18 protein-coding genes are annotated in these 18,916 nt (G+C 66.1%); 8 read left to right on the top strand and 10 right to left on the bottom strand.

Translation table 11 applies throughout. From position 1 onward, the window contains the following. The 5 genes from CYD53_RS24355 to CYD53_RS24335 all read right to left on the bottom strand — a co-directional run. Nucleotides 1–1,367: HAMP domain-containing methyl-accepting chemotaxis protein (locus tag CYD53_RS24355; RefSeq protein ID WP_103720677.1), on the bottom strand; the 1,367-nt coding region annotated here is incomplete at its 3' end. Between the two features lie 32 nt (nucleotides 1,368–1,399). Further along, the gene (locus CYD53_RS24350) at nucleotides 1,400–1,810 is read right to left on the bottom strand and encodes a chemotaxis protein CheW (RefSeq protein WP_245928408.1); all 411 of its coding nucleotides are present in this window, start codon (nucleotides 1,808–1,810) and stop codon (nucleotides 1,400–1,402) included. Nucleotides 1,811–1,893: 83 nt separating this feature from the next. Then, nucleotides 1,894–3,996 carry a chemotaxis protein CheA gene (locus CYD53_RS24345; RefSeq protein ID WP_103720675.1) on the bottom strand — a complete coding sequence of 701 codons (2,103 nt, stop codon included), beginning with the start codon at nucleotides 3,994–3,996 and terminating at the stop codon, nucleotides 1,894–1,896. Then, nucleotides 3,993–4,358, bottom strand: coding sequence for a response regulator (locus tag CYD53_RS24340; RefSeq protein WP_103720674.1), 366 nt, complete (start codon nucleotides 4,356–4,358; stop codon nucleotides 3,993–3,995). Before CYD53_RS24340 ends, CYD53_RS24345 begins: the two co-directional genes overlap by 4 nt. 5 nt (nucleotides 4,359–4,363) lie before the next feature. After that, nucleotides 4,364–4,639, bottom strand: a complete 276-nt coding sequence (locus tag CYD53_RS24335) for an STAS domain-containing protein (RefSeq protein ID WP_281261274.1) — start codon at nucleotides 4,637–4,639, stop codon at nucleotides 4,364–4,366. Nucleotides 4,640–5,172: 533 nt separating this feature from the next. Here CYD53_RS24335 and CYD53_RS24330 point away from each other — a divergent pair. Next, nucleotides 5,173–6,141, top strand: coding sequence for an AraC family transcriptional regulator (locus tag CYD53_RS24330; RefSeq protein WP_181012008.1), 969 nt, complete (start codon nucleotides 5,173–5,175; stop codon nucleotides 6,139–6,141). 182 nt (nucleotides 6,142–6,323) lie between these two features. Here the strand turns inward: CYD53_RS24330 and CYD53_RS24325 are convergent, their stop codons facing one another. After that, nucleotides 6,324–7,385 carry an ATP-binding protein gene (locus CYD53_RS24325; protein ID WP_103720671.1) on the bottom strand — a complete coding sequence of 354 codons (1,062 nt, stop codon included), beginning with the start codon at nucleotides 7,383–7,385 and terminating at the stop codon, nucleotides 6,324–6,326. Between the two features lie 156 nt (nucleotides 7,386–7,541). Between CYD53_RS24325 and ppk2 the strand changes: the two genes are divergently transcribed. Beyond that, nucleotides 7,542–8,501 (top strand): polyphosphate kinase 2, encoded by a 960-nt coding sequence (gene ppk2, locus CYD53_RS24320; protein ID WP_103720670.1) that lies wholly within the window; start codon nucleotides 7,542–7,544, stop codon nucleotides 8,499–8,501. A gap of 26 nt (nucleotides 8,502–8,527) precedes the next feature. Here the strand turns inward: ppk2 and CYD53_RS24315 are convergent, their stop codons facing one another. The 4 genes from CYD53_RS24315 to CYD53_RS24300 form a co-directional block, all read right to left on the bottom strand. Beyond that, on the bottom strand, nucleotides 8,528–9,475 hold the full coding sequence (locus CYD53_RS24315) for a lysylphosphatidylglycerol synthase domain-containing protein (protein WP_245928405.1): 948 nt from the start codon (nucleotides 9,473–9,475) through the stop codon (nucleotides 8,528–8,530). Nucleotides 9,476–9,759: 284 nt separating this feature from the next. Beyond that, nucleotides 9,760–11,289 (bottom strand): ABC-F family ATP-binding cassette domain-containing protein, encoded by a 1,530-nt coding sequence (locus tag CYD53_RS24310; RefSeq protein ID WP_103720668.1) that lies wholly within the window; start codon nucleotides 11,287–11,289, stop codon nucleotides 9,760–9,762. Between the two features lie 375 nt (nucleotides 11,290–11,664). Then, nucleotides 11,665–12,240 carry a hypothetical protein gene (locus CYD53_RS24305; protein ID WP_210202423.1) on the bottom strand — a complete coding sequence of 192 codons (576 nt, stop codon included), beginning with the start codon at nucleotides 12,238–12,240 and terminating at the stop codon, nucleotides 11,665–11,667. 94 nt (nucleotides 12,241–12,334) lie between these two features. Continuing rightward, nucleotides 12,335–14,122: an ABC transporter ATP-binding protein/permease gene (locus CYD53_RS24300; protein ID WP_146055999.1), complete on the bottom strand. Its 1,788-nt coding sequence runs from the start codon at nucleotides 14,120–14,122 to the stop codon at nucleotides 12,335–12,337. Between the two features lie 288 nt (nucleotides 14,123–14,410). Between CYD53_RS24300 and exbB the strand changes: the two genes are divergently transcribed. The 6 genes from exbB (at nucleotide 14,411) to CYD53_RS24270 (ending at nucleotide 18,895) form a co-directional block, all read left to right on the top strand. Further along, entirely contained in the window at nucleotides 14,411–15,304 is an 894-nt protein-coding gene (exbB, locus tag CYD53_RS24295; RefSeq protein WP_425428340.1) for a tonB-system energizer ExbB, read from the top strand. Between the two features lie 4 nt (nucleotides 15,305–15,308). After that, complete coding sequence (gene exbD, locus CYD53_RS24290; RefSeq protein WP_103720665.1) at nucleotides 15,309–15,803, top strand: TonB system transport protein ExbD; 495 nt, start codon at nucleotides 15,309–15,311, stop codon at nucleotides 15,801–15,803. 328 nt (nucleotides 15,804–16,131) lie between these two features. After that, nucleotides 16,132–16,446, top strand: a complete 315-nt coding sequence (locus tag CYD53_RS24285) for an NIPSNAP family protein (protein WP_103720664.1) — start codon at nucleotides 16,132–16,134, stop codon at nucleotides 16,444–16,446. Further along, entirely contained in the window at nucleotides 16,443–17,270 is an 828-nt protein-coding gene (locus tag CYD53_RS24280; protein WP_245928404.1) for an alpha/beta fold hydrolase, read from the top strand. The genes CYD53_RS24285 and CYD53_RS24280 overlap by 4 nt, the downstream gene beginning before the upstream one ends. Next, a complete protein-coding gene (locus tag CYD53_RS24275; RefSeq protein WP_103720662.1) occupies nucleotides 17,267–18,073 on the top strand; it encodes an aspartate dehydrogenase in 807 nt (268 codons plus the stop codon). The genes CYD53_RS24280 and CYD53_RS24275 overlap by 4 nt, the downstream gene beginning before the upstream one ends. Before the next feature lie 63 nt (nucleotides 18,074–18,136). Further along, the gene (locus CYD53_RS24270) at nucleotides 18,137–18,895 is read left to right on the top strand and encodes an SDR family oxidoreductase (RefSeq protein WP_103720661.1); all 759 of its coding nucleotides are present in this window, start codon (nucleotides 18,137–18,139) and stop codon (nucleotides 18,893–18,895) included. The last annotated feature ends 21 nt before the right edge of the window (nucleotides 18,896–18,916 follow it).

Raw genomic sequence — 18,916 nt, 5'->3', positions numbered from 1 at the left:
TCCTTGGCCGACTGGCCAGCCATCTTCTCCGTCGTCGCCGCGTTCTCGGCGTTCTGCTTCACATTGGCCGCCATCTCCTCCATCGAGGACGAGGCCTCCTCCGTCGATGAGGCCTGCTCCGTCGAGCCCTGCGACAGCTGCTCGGCCGAAGCCGACAGCTCCTGCGAACCAGCCGACATGTTCTCGGCCGCCGTGTTCACCTGGCTGACGACGTCGCGCAGCTTCTCGACCGTGTCGTTGAGGGCCGTTATCAGGTCGCCGACCTCGTCGTCCGACTGGACCGTGGCGGTCTTGGTGAGATCGCCCGCCGCGACGGCGTTGGCGATCGAGACGGCGCCGGCGACGCCGCGGCTGATGTTGAGCGCGATCCAGAAGGCGGCTGCGACGGCGATCAGGAGAGAGGCCATGACAATGGCGGCGAGCAGCGTCTTGGCGACGGAGGCCGTGTTCGTGCCTTCGACGCCCAGATCCTTCATGCGTTTCTCGATGAAATCGCCATAGGCGTCATAGGCGGCCAAAGCCTCGACGAGCGCCTTGCGGCCGTCGCCCTTGCTGAGTTCGATGGCCTTGATGGTGCCGCCCTCGTTGGCGACGTCCAGCGCGCGGACCATGACGGCCTGGACCTGGGCCGCCTGGGCCTCGAGCACCTCCGCGGAGATCCCGACGCTCTTCAATGCGGTTGCGGCGGCGGCGACGGCGCGTTTCACCGAATCGATCTGTCCGATCATGGCGCGCCGGCGCTGTTCGAGTTCCGCAGGCTTTGCAGCCGTGAAGTTTTCGATCAGCATGCGCAACGAGCGAGCGACCTCGAAGCGCAAGACCATCGCGATCCGGGCCGCGTGCTCGTGCTCGTAAGATCCGCTCGATTTATCAAGTTCCCCGAGGAGCGAATCGATGGTGGCATTCTGCGCGCTCAGCGCGGGCGTACCCTCGGCACGCCAAAGATCCTCGGCGCGGTTGGCCGAGTTGAGGCGGGCGAGACGCAGCGTCTCGTTCTGGATGTCGTTGAGGGTCTTGGACTTGGCGTTGACCTGATCCATCAGCCGCTTGCCCTGCTCAGAGGCCGAAGCATACATCTCCGCACTGATCGTCTGGACGCGCTGCCGGGCAGCCTGGAGGTCGGCCGCCGCTGCCTCGATGTCCTTGTCCTCGCTGGCGAGCATGACGTTCTTCTCGGCCCGGACCTGCGCTTGAAGATCCCTCTGGAGATCGGCGACCTTCCCGGCGCGCTCGCCCTGGGCGATGATCGCCTGCTGGGACCGATCAAGCTCGGAGAGCTGATAGAAAGCTATGCCTCCAGCCGTCATCGACAATGCGATGATAACGCCGAAAGCCGTGGCCAGCTTGGCCTTGATCGTGAAGCGCATCTTCGTAGACCCCAAACTCGACGAAACGATACTCAGCCCAGGATGCGGGCCATCTCGGGAACGATGACGAATTCTTCGTTCCACTTGGTGATGAAGCGGATGAACTCGGGCTTCCAATGGGCGCCGAGACGCGGCGTCTGCTGCATCTGCCTGCTCGACACCTCGGTGACCTCGAAGACCTTGTCGGCCAGCAGCCCCAATGTGACCGGGTCACCGTCGATCTCGACTTCGACGACGACGATGCGAGTATCGGCTGTGGCCTGCGTCTTCTGCATGCCGAAGCGGATGCGCAGATCGGCGAGCGGGATGACATTGCCGCGAACGTTGATCAGTGCCGGGAGAAAGGACCTCGCGCCGGCGACGCGCGTCACCGGAACGGGATCGATGATCTCGCGGACCATGTCGGTCTCGATGGCGAAGATCTCGTTGCCGAGCCCGACCATCAGCACCTGCAGCCGGGTTTCGTTACCGGGCGGCAGCCCCGAGCTTGCGTCCCTCGGCGTCGCCTGTGTCTGAGCCTGGTTCATCACGCGGCCTCCGAGGTTCTGTCGCTTTCGGCACGGGATTGTCCGAGCGTCACGAGCTGGGCGACGTCGAGGATCAACGCCGCCGAGCCATCGCCCAGGATGGTTGCTCCCGAGAACATCGTGACGTCGGAATGGAGCTTGGACAGCGACTTGATCACCGTCTGGTGGCTGCCGATGATCTGATCGACCACGAGGCCGACCCGCGTGTCGCCGATCGAGGTCACGATGACCTTCTGATGGGGATCCGCCTCGCCCTCCGAGTCGAAGAGATCGCGCAGGCGCACGAAGGGCACGAGCTCGCCGCGCACATTGAGGAAGCTGCGGCCCTTGGCCCGGGCCTCGTCGGCCGCGGTGAGCTCGATACACTCCTCCACAGCCGAGAGCGGGATGATGTAGCGGCCCTCGCCGACCCGAATGAGCAGGCCGTCGATGATAGCCAGCGTCAGCGGCAGGCGCAGCGTCACCGACGAGCCATGGCCGGGAATGGTGGTCAGGTCGATGGTGCCGCGCATCGCTTCGATCGTGCGCTTGACCACGTCCATGCCGACGCCGCGGCCCGACAGCGCGGAGATGGTCTTGGCGGTCGAGAACCCGGGATGGAACAGAAACTGATGGATGTCGTGCTCGCTCATCGCAGCGCCGGGCGCGATCAGGCCGTTCTCCTCCGCCTTGGCGCGGATGCGGGCGGTGTTGAGCCCCGCCCCGTCATCCTGAACGGTGACCAGCACCTGAGCCCCGACATAGCGTGCCGCGAGCTCGATGCGGCCGGTCGGCGACTTGGCGGTCTGCGCCCGGTCAGCGGCGGATTCGATGCCATGGTCGATGGCGTTGCGGATCAGATGGACCAGCGGATCGGCGAGGCGCTCGATCATCGTCTTGTCCATCTCGGTGTCCTCGCCGACCGTGACGAAGTCCACAGGCTTGCCGAGATCGCGCGAGAGGTCGTGGACCAGGCGGCGGAAGCGGCCGAAGAGCGAGCCCATCGGCACCATGCGAACGCCCATGGTGGAATCGCGCAGGCCGGAAGCGAGGCGCTCGATCTCCTCGGCGATCGCCTTGATCGCCAGGTCGCTGCCGGAATGGGCGATCTGGCTGAGGCGCGCCTGGGCGATGACGAGCTCGCCGACGCGGTCCATCAGCTCGTCGAGGCGCTCGGCCTGGACGCGGACGGTGGTTCCCTTGTCCTCGCCGCGGCGGTTGAGTTCCGCCTTCTCGGCCACGGGAGCGGGCGATGCCGCAGCGGCCGGGAGAGATGCGCGGGTCGTCGATGGAGGCGCGGCCGCGGCAGCGTCCGCCATGGCCGCTTGTGTGCTTCCTTCTCCGGCCCGCGACACGGCGTCGGGCATAGACATGTCCAGCGCTGCGAATTTGGGTGCGCGCGCATCAAGCGGGGTGACGACGAGCTTCATTTCATCGCGGACGAACATGAAAACGTCCTCGATCTCGTCCCGGTTGCACGCGCTCTCCAGCGTCACAGCCCAGGAGATCAGGCAGGCCTCGGGGTCGAGTGCACCCAGTTCGGGCACAGTGCCGAGATCGGCTGCGACGACGCAGGGGCCCAGCGAGCGCAGATCGTCGAGCAAGGCCAGCGGATTGGTACCGTTGCGCAGAATGCCGGGTTCGAAGGCGATCTCGATGGTCCACCCTGCCGCGGCAGGCTCTTCCGCCTCCGGCTCTGCTGCGGATTGCGCCTCAGTGCCCGCCGCTTGGGACCGGGACGCGGAAGCTCCCCCGCCGATCAGGCGCTGCAGCTCCTCGACGATCGCCTCGCCGATGATAGGGTCCGTGGAATCGGGATCCTCGATCAGCGTGCGGATGTAATCCCGCGCCGAGAGCGAAACCGTCACGATGTCGTGGTTGGCGTCGATCTTGCCCTTGCGGATCAGGTCGAAGGCCGTCTCGAAATCATGGGTGAAGGCCGCGACCTTGTCGAAGCCGAACATCGCGCCCGACCCCTTGATCGTGTGCAGCGCCCGGAAGGCGGCGTCGATCAGATCGCGATCCTGCGGCGTCTGGCCGAGATCGAGAAGCACCGTCTCGAGCGAGTCGAGCAGATCGGCAGCTTCCTGCCGGAAGGTTTCGGTGGGATCGAGTTCCATCATGCCCTCACAAGCTTTGCGACGACGGCGAGCAGCTGCTCCGGCTTGAACGGCTTGGTTATCCAGCCCGTCGCGCCGGCCGCCTTGGCTTCCTGCTTGACGGCATCATCCGATTCCGTAGTGAGGAAAACGATCGGGACGCCGACGAAGCTCGGCAGGGCGCGCAACGCCTTGATCATCTGCATGCCGTTCATCACCGGCATGTTGAGATCGGTGATGACGAGGTCGAAGCTCTGGGCCTTGGCCTTGGCGAGCCCCTCCGAGCCGTCACCGGCCTCGACCACGGCGTGCCCCGCAGGCCCGAGCACGAGCTTGATCATCTGCCGAACGCTCGGAGAATCGTCGACGGTGAGAATCGTCGCCATGACAGTCAGACCTCGTTGATGAGAATGCGATCGGCGGCCGGCGAAAGCGCCAGGCCCGCACGCGCCAGAGCCATGCCCAGGGTCTCTGGCACACCGGCCAGCCGCATGACACGGCCCGCGGCTTCCGCCGTCTTGGCGGCCGAGACCAGGAGCTGGATGCCGGTGATGTCGCAGGTGGTGATCGCGGAACAATCGACGGACAGGTCGCCCTCGGATTTCAAGGCCGCGACCATTTCAGCATGGCAGGAGCTTATCGAACGCAAAGAGCAATCGGCTGGCATGTTGATTATAGGCATTTATTCACCTTCCGCTGAGTCACATCGCTTCAATCGAGAGAGATGTACCCAAGCACGCAAAGCCATTTACTTCCCCATGCTTACGCAACGAGGACGACGATCAGAGCGCCTTCTCCTCAAATTTATTTGAGGTCTAACGAACTGTTACAACTGATTATTCTGCGGCAATCCTAATCGATGTATTAACCGAGAATCTTATCTTGCACCGCCCGTCATGACTCTGCGTCCAGCGAATCCAGCTTGCACCAATCGTAAATTGACTGCATTATTCGTAACACTGAGCGTCGTATTTCCTGAGACACGACGTCAGCGGAAGTGGGACATGCGGCATTCCACGCTGAGTGTGTCACCGGAGCCCAGATCCGGCGGGGGTTGCGACTGCAGTCGCGCGCGATCCAACACCGGTCGAGCGGAACCGCTTTCGTGGCTTGCTGTCTCCCCCATCCGTCTCGCGGAGCGCGCCGATGCCGGCTGACTTTCATAAAGGAACGGCTCATCCGGCTCGTACGCGGCATTTCGTGGCGCACGACATCGACGAGGCGATCGAGCATTTCGCAGCCTGCGGTTTCAGGCTCGCGCTTCAACCGCTGGGCGCCCGCTCCGGGCGGATCGAGTTCAACGCGATCAGCCGGGCCTGCGACGGCATGTCGTTTTTCCGCACGAGCTTCGAGGAGCCGGTTGAGATTCGGCACCACGAGATTTTCGACGGTTTTCAAATCGTGACGCCGATGAGCGGCTCGACCACGATCATGCTTGGCGATGACACTATCGAATGCGCGCGCTCGGGCTCCATCCTGCTCGACATGCGCGAGGTGAAATCAGCGCGCCGCTCGGCCCGGTCGGAGAACTATACGATCCAGATCGAACAGCGCCTGCTGACGCATCGCCTCTTCGAACTCACCGGCGCGCCGGTCTTGCGCAGGCTGTGCTTCACGCCGCAATTCGATGCTCGCAACCATGCGTCACAAGCCTTGCGCGCCTTCCTCTCCGCGCTCGATCGAACGATGCTGCTGCCCACGCTCGAGGAGGCGCCACACAGCGCCGGCAGGCTCTCGGCGTTGCTGATCGATCTCATTCTCGAGATTCTTCCGCATAATTATCAAGATGCCCTGTCGCGCCACGCGAAGGTCATCGTTCCCAAACATGTCAGGCGGGCGATCGACCATATCGAGCGCCATGCCGATGGTTCACTTGCGCTGGAGGACCTCGTCGCCGCCTCCGGTGTCAGCCTGCGGGCTCTGCAATATGGCTTCCAGAAATTCCTTGGCGTGTCGATCTCGGAATATGAGCGCTCGGTGCGCCTGGACCGCGCGCGCCGCGACATCGAACGCAATCCAGGCGAGCGCGTCGCTGTGGTCGCCAAACGCTGGAATTTCTCGAACTTCACGCGCTTCAACACGCAGTTCGAAGCCGCTTTCGGGATCAGCGCCGTCGCCTTGCGCGCCAGCCGCAACCAGCATGCCGAACTGCGCGAAACCGGCGAGTGACGCAAAGCCGGTGCGCATGAAAGCCCGTTTGGAAACGCCGACTCTCGCCCTGAGGAGCCGCGTAAGCGGCGTCTCGAAGGGTGCTCCAGATGGTTCGAGGGATCGCCTGAAGCATCCTTCGAGACGAAGCTCCTGCGGAGCGCTCCTCAGGATGAGGGCTCAGACGATTTCCAAACCGGATCTCAGGATGTGGTTCGCGGCGCCGGCCCGAGGCGCGGAAAGATCGCCTTGAAAGTCGCGCCCTGCCCCAGCAAGCTCTCGATTGTGAGGCGCCCGCGATGGCGCAGCACGATGTGCTTGACGATGGCCAAGCCAAGGCCGGTTCCACCCGCTTCGCGGCTGGCGGCGGTGTCGACCCGGTAGAAGCGCTCGGTCAGGCGCGGCAGGTGTTCGGGCGCGATGCCGGGCCCGTCGTCGCGCACGCTGACGCTGGCCTCGGTCGCGCCAGCGACGACATCGATCGCGACCTCACCGTCCTTGCGGCCGTATTTGATGGCGTTCTCGACCAGGTTCTCCATCAACCGCAGCAATTCGTCGCGATCGCCGGCAACCTTCACCGGCTGCTCGGGCAGCGACAGGCGCAGATTCACATTGCGCTCACGCGCCATCAGAGCCAGTGAATCGACGATCTCGCGCGAGATGCCGGCGAGATCAACCGGGGTCTCAGGCGCCAGATGGGCGCGCAACTCGATGCGCGAGAGCGAGAGCAGATCGTCGACGAGGCGCGCCATGCGCAGGCCCTGCTCACGCATGATCGTCAGGAAGCGGTCGCGCGCGCCGGCATCGTTGCGAGCGGGCCCCTGCAGCGTCTCGACGAAGCCAAGCAGCGAGGCCAGAGGCGTGCGCAGTTCATGGCTGGCATTGGCGACGAAATCGACCCGCATGCGCTCGGTGACCCGCTGCTCGCTGAGATCCTCGAAGGTCAGCAGCAGGGAGCGACGCCCGCCCGCAGTCTGCAACGCCGCGATATGGATCCGAAAGGTGCGCTCGACCGGCACACGCTCGACCAGTTCGATGACGCGGCGCTCGCCCTGGCTCGAGACCTGCTCCATCGCTCCGATCAGATCGGGATCGCGCATGACGAGCGTCAACTGCCGGCCCTTGTCGAGCGCCGGGATCAGCGCGTTCATCGCCGGGCTCAACGCCTGGACGACGCCTTGCGCATCGAGCAGGACGACGGCCGAGCCGAGCGCCCCGATCAGGGCGAGCGTGGCGGGAGCATTGGGGTCGACAGTCTCGAACATCGGGCGCGGCACCTTGCGCTGTCCTCTCGCCACCGAGGCAGGCGCGAGAGCCGGACGACGCGAGAGGATGTCTTCCTGATCGGATCGCCGGCGCGCGTCAATTCCCTTGACCTCCCGCACAGGTTAGCTTGCCGGCCAAGGACCAGGGAGAAACAGATGGCCAAGCGCGTATCCATGACGAAAGCCAAGACGGCCGGCGCCAAAACGGCCAAGCGTGCCTCCGCCAAGAAGGCCCCTCCGACGCCGGTATCCGCCAAGCGAAAGAAGAGCGGGGACACGTTCGACATCGAAGCGGAGACCCTGCCACAGCACATCATCGACGCCGCCTTCCACAGCGGCGGCTACCCCTATGACAAGCGCATGAAGCGCAAGCACTACGACAAGGAGATGGAGCCGCTGCAGATCGAATTGCAGAAGCTCCTCGCCTGGGTGCGCGAGAGCGGCGAGCGCATCGTCATCGTGCTCGAAGGGCGCGACGGCGCCGGCAAGGGCGGCACGATCACCCGCTTCACCCAGCATCTCAATCCGCGCCGGGCGCGCGTCGTGGCGCTGCCGAAGCCCTCCGACATCGAGAAGGGGCAATGGTATTTCCAGCGTTATGCCGTGGAAATGCCGGCGGCGGGCGAGATCGTGTTCTTCGACCGCTCCTGGTACAACCGCGCCGGCGTCGAGCGCGTGATGGAGTTCTGTACGCCCGACCAGACCGATGCCTTCCTGCGCGAGGCCCCCGCCTTCGAGGGCATGCTGGTGCGCGACGGCATCCGCATGATCAAGCTCTTCCTGACCATCGGCCGCGAGATGCAGATGATGCGGCTGCATGCGCGCTGGCACGACCCGCTCAAGCGCTGGAAGCTGTCGCCGATCGATTTCGAGGCAATCCCGCGCTTCGACGCCTATTCCGAGGCCTTCGACGAGATCCTGGAGCGGAGCTCGACCTCATGGGCGCCCTGGAGCGTGGTGCGCGGCAACGATAAGTTCCGCACCCGGCTCAACGCCATCCGTCTCGTGCTCCAGGCCGTTCCCTACAAGGACAAGGACGAGGCGGCGATCGGCCAGCTCGACCACAAGATCACGCTGAGCGCGGCGCGCTATCTCGACAAGGGCGGGGAGAAATAAGCCAGATCCGGAGAGGCTGGCGGCGCTCAGCGCTCCCGCCGCCTGATCCGCCTGATCATCTCGTTCAGCGCCAGCAGGACCAGCGCCAGGATGAAAGGCAGCAGGTAATAGATGATGCGGAAGAGCAGCAGCGCGCCAAGCACGCCCTCGTAAGGCAGGCGGCTCAGCGCAACCAGCATCGTCGCCTCGAAGACGCCGAGCCCGCCAGGTGCGTGGCTGGCGATACCGATCAGGCAGGCGAAGACATAGACCGCGAGGAAGCTCGGATAGTCGATGTTGTGCCCGCCCGGCAGCAGGACGAAGAGCACGGCTGCCGCTGCGCAGACCTCGCAGGCGCCCAGGCACATCTGGCCGAGCGTGATCCCCAAGCCCGGCAGCGGCAGGTTCCAGCCGCTGACGCGGATGGTGCGCTCGCCGCTCGCGATCCAGGCGAGATAGCCCAGCGTGCCGAGGGCCACCGCCGCGCCGACGCCCTGCACCACCAGCGGCGAGGTGCGCGCCAGCCGTGCGACGCCCTCGGAATCATAGAACAAGCAGGCGCACAGGATCGCGCCGAGGCCGAGCCAGAAGGTCAGGCCCGCGATCACCGTCAGGCTCGCGACCTCGGAGGCGCGCACGCCCTTGGGCGAATAGATCCAGTAACGCACCGTGCCGCCGGTCACGATCGGGAAACCGAGCGTGAAGGAGACGGAATAGCTGGTGAAGGAGGCGAGCGCCGTGGTGCGGTAGGGTATGGAGAGCCCCAATCGCTTCAGCGCCAGCGCGTCATAGCCGGTGAGCAGGAGATAGCTCAGCGCGGTGAAGCCAAGCGCGAGACCGAGCTGGCGCTGGCTGGCATTGGCGAAGGCCCCGGCGAGCGCGCCGGGCTCGATCTCCCGGATGATGAACCAGAGCACGACCAGCGAAGCGGCAAAGATCGTCGCACTCGCCAGCGGGCCGAGCCACCACCAGCGGCTGCGCCTGCGCAAGGGCATACCTGGCTCATGCGGGCCGAAGGACATATGCGAACTCGCTCGAAGGCTGGTAGGGACCGCACGCTGCTGCGCCGGGTCCCCGGGCGGGGCGACAGGCCGCAGGACGCGACCTGCCCGACAGATAACGCCTCGACCGGGATGCACAAGCCGGAACGGCGCGACGAATGCGCGCCATGAGGCTGACGCAGGTCACGCCCGGAGGCGTTTCCGGGACGCGGCCCATTGCTATGCGGCGGCCTTTGCAGCCGCCGCATAGTGCAAGGATCCCTCCGGCGAGGATCCTTTCAAGCATCCCGCCCGGCAACGGCGGCGAAGAGCTGATCGGGCCCCTCGAGCTCGACCAGGCGCCGGTTCTCGATCAGCCAGAAGCGATTGCCGACCGTCCGGGCGAAGCTGCGGTCATGCGAGACCAGCAGGCCGCTCGCCTCATGGCCCAACAACTCGGCCTCCAGCGCCTCCTGTCCCTCGATGTCGAGATGGTTGGTTGGTTCGTCCAGCAGGTAGAAGTTGGGATCGGCCAGGCGCAGGATCAGCAGCATCAACCGCGCCTTTTGCCCGCCGGAGAGGCGCCCGATGGGGCTGTCCTGCATTTCGATGGTCAGGCCCGCGCCGGCCAGCAGTGAGCGGGCGCGCTGATCGCCGACATCGAAGCGCCGGCCGATCGCCGCCCCGGGCGTGTCGTCAGGCGCAAGCTCGGACAGGTTCTGGTCGCTATAGCCGAGCTTCAGGGACGGCGTCGCCCTGATCGCCTCCGACGCTCCCTGAGGCTCCACGATCGCGCGCCGGATCAGGCCGACGAGGCGCGACTTGCCGGTTCCGTTGCCTCCGAGCAGGACGATGCGATCGCCCTGGTTGATCCAGCGCTTGCCGGTTTTGAACAGCGGCGTCCCGTCAGGCGCCGCGATGGTCGCATCGTCGAGCGTGACCAGGACCTTGGCGTGGGTGCCGCGATTGGCGAGCCTGATCGCGCCTGCCGAGCGCTCGCGATGCGCGGGCAAGGCGGCATCCTCCAGGCGCTCGGCTCTTTCCTTGAGCTGCTTGGTCTTGACCACCAGCAGGTCGCTGCCGGAATTGATCCCGATATTCCTGAGCTTCGCGGCCTGCCGGCGCAATTGCTGGGCGGTCTTCAGGTCGCGCTGGTAGCGGCGCTCCTCCGAGGCGTCGATCTCGTCAAGCGTCAGGCGCGCCCGCGTATAGGGCAAGGCGAAGACCTGCGAACGCTCCGGGCGCAGGAATAGCGTCCGGTTGGTCGTCGCGTCCAGGAAGGCGCGGTCATGGCTCGATATGACCACCGGCACCTCGCGCGGCAGGGCGTTGAGCCAGTCTTCCAGTTGATTGATCCGGGCGAGATCGAGATGGTTGGTCGGCTCGTCCAGCAGCAGCAGATCGGGCTCGGTCACCCAGATGCGCGCGAGCATCGCCAGCCTTTGCCAGCCGCCACTCAGGCGCGAGAGCGGGCGCTGGCGCAGTGGCTCGGGAACCTCGAGCGAGTCGAGCACAACATCGACGCGCCAACCTTCGCTGTCGCCCTGCTCGGCCGGCAAGGCCTGGTGGACGAGGTCATGGAAGGCCGTATCCGCGAACCGGGCCGGGATATCCTGCTCGACATGCCCGACGCGCAAACCGCGCGAGCGCGTGATCTCGCCGGCGCTGGGCTCGAACCCGCCGGCGATAACGCGCAGCAGCGTCGACTTGCCCCGGCCATTGGCGGCGACGAGGCCGAGGCGGTCATTTGCCCCGATCGTCAGGTCCAGATTCGAAAAGAGCGGCGTGCCCAAGGTGACGCCGAGATTCCTCAGATTGATCAATGCCATTGTCGGTCTCTGCTCTGCCCGAGCCGTGGCCGGCATACGCCGCTAGAAACGCGCGATGCGGGACCGGAGGCCGCAGCCTCCCAAGCTCGGTATGGTGTGAAGAGGCGCGGGCCGCGAGCCTGTGCAGGCTCAGCGCCGCGCTACCACGAAGGGCAGACCGGGAAGAAAACCGTGAAGCAATCGTCTCTGGTCAGCCCTGCAAACAGCTTTGCAGGGCGTTGACCGGGCCACGCTGACGATGGTGACGAAAGAACGTAATCACGCAGCCCTCCTTTCTCGACACATTGCACGACAGAGATAACGCCGCGCGTCACGGCGGGCAATCCTCGCCGTCTCAGTCGCGCCGTTTGCGCTCTGCACCGCCGCGTACGCGCCTCAGCCGGTCTTCCGGAACACCCGCAGCGTCTTGAAGCTGGCAACTTCGTCGACCTGCGCCGTCCTGGCCCAGTCGGCGATGATCGGCTCGGCCGAGGCGTAGGCGAAGGAGCCGGTATAGAACAGGAGATAGCCGCCGATATCGGTCTGGGTGGTGAAGAGGTCGATCACCTCGCGATCGGTCAGCGCGCCATAGGCGTCGTTGGCCTCGGTCCTGAACTCGCAGGCATGGAACAGCGTCACAATGTCGAAGCGCGGCAGCAGCCGGGCGTTGCTGGTGTAGATGTCGCCGAAATAGGCTGAATAGGTCTTGGTGATGGTCGGGCTTGCCGTCGCCAGCTTGACGAAGGCGTCATATTCCTTGGGCGAGGCGGTGATGCCGAGCACGGTGTTGTTCAATTCCGGCTCGGCGCAGCGAATGCCGACATAATGATGCCCGCCCGTGCCAAAATGGTAGATGCGCTTGCCGGTCAGGCCCTCCTCCTCCAGCCATTCGACGAAATGCACGTCGCAGGGGCATTGGTCGACGCGCAGGCCCCAATAAACGTCCCAGATGTTCATCGTCGCGGCTGTCATCGATGTCGGCTCCTCGGCATGAGCGCCGGCGCTCCCACCGGCGGCTTTGGGGAAGGATGGGGTCGCAGGCACGGGAGCAGGTTCATCGCGCGCCCTATTCCGCCAGTTCGGCATGCGCACCCGCGCGCGCCTTGTCGGCACCGACCATGCGCACGACGCCGCCGGCCCGCTTCAGAACCAGACGATGCGTCGCGGCCTCGGCGAAGCCGGCGCTCTGGCCGAAGGCGAGGATGATCACGTCCGGCCGTGCCGCGCGCAACTGCTCGATCAGCTCCAGCGCCATCTCGGTCTCGAGCGCGCTCGTCGCCTCGTCGAGCAGGATGATGTCGGGCGCCTCCAACTCGGCCCGAGCGAGCGCGAGGCGCTGCCGGTCCCCGGTCGCGAGTTCCTTGTCCCAGTCGCGGATCTCGTCGAGCCGTGGCGCGAGAGCCGACAGGCTGTAGCGGCGCAGGGCCTCCACCAGAGGCTCGGAGGGCCGGGTCAGCCCGGTATCGAGCACGGCCCGCAAGCTGCCCTCGGTGAGATGCAGCTTCTGCGGCACGACCGTCACCAGCGCCTCCCGCGGCAGCGCGATCTCGCCCCGCCCCCAGGGCCAGAGGCCAGCGATCGCCTGGATCAGGGCAGCCTTGCCGAGGCCGAGTTCGCCCGAGAGATGCAGCATCGCGCCCGGCGGCAGCGACAGTTCGATATCGGCAGCAAGCGTACGGCCGTCGCGGTCGACCAGCGTGACCTCGTGCAGTCGCAGCAGACCGTCAGGGCTCGGCGTCACGCTCAGATGATCGCCCGGAGGCTCGCCGTCGACGCGCTCCAGCGCATCGGCGAGCTCGTTGACGCGCCTTGCCGCCGCAAGCCATTCGGCGATGCGCATGAAGTTGTCGAGCAGCCAGTTGAAGGCGTTTTGCACCGCCAGGAAGGCGGCTGCGACCTGCACGACGCCGCCGAGCGACATTTCGCCGGAGAGGTATTTCGGCGCGGCCAGCAGCAGCGGCACCACGGGCACCAGCGCGCCGCTGCCATTGGTGATCCAGGTCAAACGGCCGCGCTGGCGGATCATCGCGAGCCAGCGCCCAACGAGGCCGTCATAGGTCTGGGCCACGGCGCGGCGCTCGCCGGGCTCGGTACGGGCGAGCGCGATCGTCTCGCCATGGTCGCGGATGCGCATCAGGGAGAAGCGCAATCGCGCCTCGCCCTCGTTGCGCGCCGCGATCAGGCGCGGCAGGCGGCGCCCGACGATGCTGATGAGGAGGGAGACGAGCACGGCATAGACGATCGCCGCCAGCACCATATAGGCGGGGATCGTGACCCGGCCGCCGCCGGTCGCGACCTGCAGCGCGCCGCCGATTTCCCAGAGAATCTCGATGAAGGTGATGATGGTGATGACCGCCGTGAGCAGGCCGATGGCGAAATCGACCACCGGCTCGGTCGCCCAGCGGACATCGTCGGCGATGCGGTATTCGGGATTGGCCGGCTCGTAGCCGGAAAGGCCGAGCCGGAAGAAGCGGCGCTCATTGATCCAGCCATCGGCCAGCTTGCCCGTGACCCATTGCCGCCAGTGCACCTGGAAGGTCTCGCGGGCGACGAGGATGAGGACGCCGAGCCCGGCCGCGATCAGCACCAGCGCCGGAAAGACCGCCATCGCGATCAGCGCGCTCTCGCTGTCCTTCTTCTCCAGCGCGTCGAAGAACCAGCCGTTCCAGCGATTGACGGTGACATTGGCGAAAACGGAGAGAATGATCGCAACAGCGAGCAGGAGCGACCAGAACCAGGCGCGGCGGGCGCTCGCGCCCCGCCAGAAGCCGCCGGTCAACGCCGCAAAACGCCAGGCGACCTGCCGGTCACTCGGCAGCCCGGCCACGCCCTGCATGTCGTCCGAACTCGGCAACAGCGACGGATCCCCCCAGACCACGCAACCGGATCGTCCCGCCGCGAGCGAGCCTTAACAAACACTTAGCCGCGACCGAATGAATTTGACATGAACGGCTGATGAACGAATGCGCACCGATACGGCTCGCCCTCCGGCTACTCAACCCTTCATTAGAATCTCTCTAAGATACTGATATCAAATGTATATTTTTCCTACCGCGTTGCATTCGAGCCATTGACTCGCCAATATCGCGCCTTAAAGACAAGCCCGTTCGCGACAGGCCGCCGCGGTTCCTCTGGCCCCCGGATCGCCGGACCCGAGCAACCCTTGCGGCGCGGGCCGTCACAGCGCCTGCCTGACGGGAAGCCAACACTACCTCATTCGCCACCGGGCCGAGATGTGACCATGACGCGCCAATCAACCATCGGACAGCGCCGGACGCTGCGCCTCGCAGCCGCTGCGACGACGTTCCTGCTCATCCCCGCTTTTGCCCATGCGCAGGCCACGACCATGCCGCACGACCTCTCGCGCTGGTCGATGTTCATGGCCGCCGATATCGTCGTGAAATCGGTGATGCTGGGCCTGGCCTTCGCCTCGGTCGTAACCTGGACGATCGGGCTCGCCAAGACGCTTGAATTGAGCGCCGCCAAGCGCCGACTGCGGCAGGCGACCCGGATCCTGGCAAGGCAGACCACCCTCAATGAGGCTTCGCTGGCGCTCGGCAAGGCGCAAAGGCTCGGCCGCAAGCTGATCGAGGCCGGGGTGGAGGAGATGCAGGCCTCCAAGCAGGCCTATGACAAGGACGGCATCAAGGAGCGCGTCGTCTCGCGGCTGCACCGGATCGAGCTCGCCGCCAGCCGCGAGATCGCGCGCGGCACCGGCTGGTTGGCGACGATCGGCTCGACGGCGCCCTTCGTCGGGCTGTTCGGCACCGTCTGGGGGATCATGAATTCGTTTATCGGCATCTCCAAGGCGCAGACCACGAACCTCGCCGTGGTCGCTCCGGGCATCGCCGAGGCGCTGCTCGCCACCGCGATCGGCCTCGTCGCCGCCATTCCCGCCGTGATCATCTACAACCTGTTCAGCCGCGGTATCGCCGGCTACCGCGCCGAGGTCGGCGACGCCGCCGCGACCGTCGCCCGGCTGGTCTCGCGCGATCTCGACCGCAGCCGCAGCGCGCTGCAGCGCGCGGCGGAGTGACGCCATGGCCGGCGGCATCAATGCGAATGGCGGCTTCGGGGATGACGACCTGCCCGAGGCCAGCGAGATCAACGTCACACCGTTCATCGACGTGATCCTGGTGCTGCTGATCATCTTCATGGTCGCGGCCCCGCTCTCCACCGTCGATGCGCCGGTCGAGCTTCCTGTCTCGACCGCCAAGCCTCAGCCGCGCCCCGAGAAGCCGGTCTTCCTGACGCTGAAGGCCGATCTCGCGATGGTGCTGGGCGAACAGCCCGTCACCAACGAGCAACTCGCCCAGGCGCTCGACGCGCAGACCAAATCCGACCGCGAGCAGCGCATCTTCGTGCGCGCCGACCAATCGGTCTCCTATGGCGAGGTCGTCAAGCTGATGAACACGCTGCGCGCGGCAGGCTATCTCAAGATCGCGCTGGTCGGGCTTGAAGGTCCGAGCGCGCCCGCACCGGCCGCCAGCGAGATCCCCGCGGCCCCGGCTTCGCCGGCCGGCCCGCAGCCGTAAGCAGCGCCCCAATAGTCGCAGGCGCCGGCGCCATGCCGGCCGGGATTGCAGTCGCTGCTCTGAACAGCCCATCCCGAGAACGCCATACAGGGCGGGGCGCATGGCTGTCTCGGCCGGACCGGCGCCTCCCGCGACCCCGACCGTGATCTGCATGGCCCGCGCCCCGGCCCCGTCTTTGCGTGCATGGCGGCGGCGAGCCAGCTAGGCCATGCTTAGTGAGCATGACCGAAGCCGCAGTTGCGGCGAACGGCTCAGCGCGATGCAGCAGACGCATGAGCACGAGGGCGCAGATCCTCATGCCTGATGCGTGACAGGGGAGGATCGCCCGATGATCTATGAAGAGCGCGATTATCGCATCAAGGCCGGCAAGCTCGGCGAATTCGTCAAGATCTATGGCGAGCACGGCCTGCCGCTGCAAAAGGAGCATCTGGGCAATTTCATCGCTTATTTCACCACCGAGATCGGCGAGCTGAACCATGTCGTCGCGCTCTGGAGCTATCAGAGCCTCGACGAGCGCACGGCCAAGCGCAAGACGATGCTGGCCGATCCGCGCTGGCAGGACTACCTCAAGCGCGTCGATGGGCTGATCGACATCCAGAACACGCGCATCCTCACCCCCGTTTCCTATTCGCCACTGCAATGAGCACCACATCGCAATCCGGTATGGCCGGACATTTCACCGCCGAGACTCCCGACGGCGCCGTACTGCACGTGACCAGCGAGGGCCAGGGTCCGACGCTGCTGCTCGTCAGCGGGCTGGGCGGCACAGCCGGCTTCTGGAATAGCAACGCCGCGACGCTGGCGCGCTCCTTCCGCATCATCCGCTTCGACCAGCGCGGCATCGGCGCGAGCACGCGCGGCACCGCCGCCTGCACCATCGACCAATTGGCGCAGGACTGCCTCAGCGTGCTCGATGCCGCCGGCGCCGATCGCACTGTCCTGCTCGGCCATTCGACAGGCGGCTGCATCGGCCAGGCGCTGGGCCGGCTCGCGCCCGAACGGCTCGACGGGCTGATCCTGAGCGCGACCTGGCTCAAGCCCAGCCGCTACATGACCAGCCTGTTCGGCACCCGCCGCGCGATCCTCGACGACAACCCGCATGCCTATGCCGCGACGGCTGTGCTGATGGCCTATCCGCCTGCCTGGATCGAGGCGAATTGGGGCACTTACGACGCTGCCCTCGCCGCCGCCCCGGTGACGGCGCAGGCACGGCAGGTCGTGCGCGAGCGCATCGACGCGCTGATGTCCTTCGACGGCTCCGCCAGCACCGCCTCGCTGATGATGCCGATCCTGGTCCTGGGCGCGCGCGACGACATGATCGTGCCGGCCTTCCTGCAGGAGGAGTTGGCGGCGGCGCTGCCTGGATCGCGCAAGACGATGCTCGACACGGGCGGGCATTTCTTCCCGGTCTCGCGGCCCGACGCCTTCACGGCGAATGTCGCGGAATGGATCGGCGAGCTCGGATGAAGCCGCGCCGCCTCGTCCTGATCGGCTTCGGCGCGATCGCCGGCGATCTCGCTGCCGCGCTGCTCGACGCGCCGCAGCCGGGCTATGAGCTGGGCGTGCTGCTCAAGCCAGGATCGGCCTCGCGCCAGCGCCTGCCGCCGAGCTGCACCCCGCTCTCGGACCTCGCCGAACTCGCCGCCTTCGCCCCCGACCTCGTCGTCGAGGCGGCCGGCCATGAGGCAGTGCGCGGCAGCGTTCCGGGATGTCTTGCGCTTGGCCTGCCTGTGCTGATCTCCTCGATCGGCGCCTTGCATGACGAGGCCTTGCTTGCGAGCCTCGTGGCGACGGCGCGCGAGCATGGCGGGCGCTTGCTGCTGCCCTCGGGTGCACTCGGTGCGCTCGACTATGTCCGCGCGGTCCGGCACGCAAGCGAGCTCACGCTGCGCTATGAATCGCGCAAGCCTCCCGCCGCCTGGAGCGCGGAGCTCAAGGCGCTCGGCCATGATCCCGACAGGCTCGACGCCCCCGTGACGCTGTTCTCGGGCAATGCGCGCGAGGCGGCGGCCGCCTATCCGCAGAACCTCAACGTCGCGGCCGCGCTGGCGCTGGCGGGGCCGGGCTTCGAGGCGACCGGCGTCGATGTGGTCTGCGACCCCGCCGCGACCGGCAACACCCATGTCGTGACCGCGCGCAGCGAATTCGGCACGATGCATCTTGCCATCGCCAACCGCCCCTCCCCGAGCAATCCGAAATCCTCCTGGATCGTCGGCCGTTCGCTGCTGGCAGCGATCGAGCAGTTCTTCGCTCCGGTGATGATGCTGTGACGGCCATTCGCACCTGATATATAAATACGGCGCAATCGCGTGACGGGACGAGGGACAGACAGGATGAAGCTTGCTGGCAAGATCGCGATCATCACCGGGGGCGGCTCCGGCATCGGCCACGAGGCGGCGAAGCTCTTCGCTGCAGAGGGTGCCATCGTGATCGTCGCCGACCGTGACGGGGCCGCCGCCGAACGCGTCGCGGCCGAGATCACGAGCCATTCCGGCAAGGCGAGCGCACATACGGTCGACGTCAGCAAGGAAGCCGAGATCAAGGCGATGATCGACAGGGTCGTCGCCGATCATGGCCGGCTCGACATCCTCGTCAACAATGCCGGCTTCGGTTTCGCCGGCACGGTCGTCACCACATCGGAGGCCGACTGGGACGCGCTGATGGCGGTGAACGTCAAGGGCGTGTTCTTCGGCTGCAAGCATGCGATCCCGGTGATGGAAAAGCAGGGCGGCGGCGTCATCGTCAACACGGCGTCCGCCGTCGCCAATGTCGGCATCACCGATCGCGCAGCCTATGTCGCCTCCAAGGGCGCCGTCGCCGCGCTGACGCGGGCGATGGCGATCGACCATGTCGCGGCGAAGATCCGGATCAACTGCGTCGCGCCAGGCACGATCGAATCGCCCTATTTCGCCAAGATCCTGAGCGGACCCGACGGCGCCGAACTCCGCCGCGGCCTCGAGCAGCGCCAGGCCATGGAGCGACTGGGACAGCCCGTCGAGATCGCCAGGGCAATGCTCTTTCTTGCCAGCGACGAGTCGTCGTTCTGCACGGGGACGACGCTGGTTGCCGACGGCGGTTGGACAGCGCGCTGATATATTATAAGGAGCGGCCCG

The organism is Allobosea psychrotolerans (assembly GCF_002917105.1).
Lineage (GTDB): Bacteria > Pseudomonadota > Alphaproteobacteria > Rhizobiales > Beijerinckiaceae > Allobosea > Allobosea psychrotolerans.
This window is presented reverse-complemented; position numbering and strand designations above follow the sequence as displayed.

Excerpts from the sequence above, each read along its gene's own strand:
- CYD53_RS24350 (WP_245928408.1), bottom strand. The coding sequence starts at position 1,810 with ATGGTCGGGCTCGGCAACGAGATCTTCGCCATCGAGACCGACATGGTC.
- CYD53_RS24345 (WP_103720675.1), bottom strand. The coding sequence starts at position 3,996 with ATGATGGAACTCGATCCCACCGAAACCTTCCGGCAGGAAGCTGCCGAT.
- CYD53_RS24340 (WP_103720674.1), bottom strand. The coding sequence starts at position 4,358 with ATGGCGACGATTCTCACCGTCGACGATTCTCCGAGCGTTCGGCAGATG.
- CYD53_RS24335 (WP_281261274.1), bottom strand. The coding sequence starts at position 4,639 with ATGCCAGCCGATTGCTCTTTGCGTTCGATAAGCTCCTGCCATGCTGAA.
- CYD53_RS24325 (WP_103720671.1), bottom strand. The coding sequence starts at position 7,385 with ATGTTCGAGACTGTCGACCCCAATGCTCCCGCCACGCTCGCCCTGATC.
- ppk2 (WP_103720670.1), top strand. The coding sequence starts at position 7,542 with ATGGCCAAGCGCGTATCCATGACGAAAGCCAAGACGGCCGGCGCCAAA.
- CYD53_RS24315 (WP_245928405.1), bottom strand. The coding sequence starts at position 9,475 with ATGCCCTTGCGCAGGCGCAGCCGCTGGTGGTGGCTCGGCCCGCTGGCG.
- CYD53_RS24310 (WP_103720668.1), bottom strand. The coding sequence starts at position 11,289 with ATGGCATTGATCAATCTGAGGAATCTCGGCGTCACCTTGGGCACGCCG.
- CYD53_RS24305 (WP_210202423.1), bottom strand. The coding sequence starts at position 12,240 with ATGACAGCCGCGACGATGAACATCTGGGACGTTTATTGGGGCCTGCGC.
- exbD (WP_103720665.1), top strand. The coding sequence starts at position 15,309 with ATGGCCGGCGGCATCAATGCGAATGGCGGCTTCGGGGATGACGACCTG.
- CYD53_RS24285 (WP_103720664.1), top strand. The coding sequence starts at position 16,132 with ATGATCTATGAAGAGCGCGATTATCGCATCAAGGCCGGCAAGCTCGGC.
- CYD53_RS24280 (WP_245928404.1), top strand. The coding sequence starts at position 16,443 with ATGAGCACCACATCGCAATCCGGTATGGCCGGACATTTCACCGCCGAG.
- CYD53_RS24275 (WP_103720662.1), top strand. The coding sequence starts at position 17,267 with ATGAAGCCGCGCCGCCTCGTCCTGATCGGCTTCGGCGCGATCGCCGGC.
- CYD53_RS24270 (WP_103720661.1), top strand. The coding sequence starts at position 18,137 with ATGAAGCTTGCTGGCAAGATCGCGATCATCACCGGGGGCGGCTCCGGC.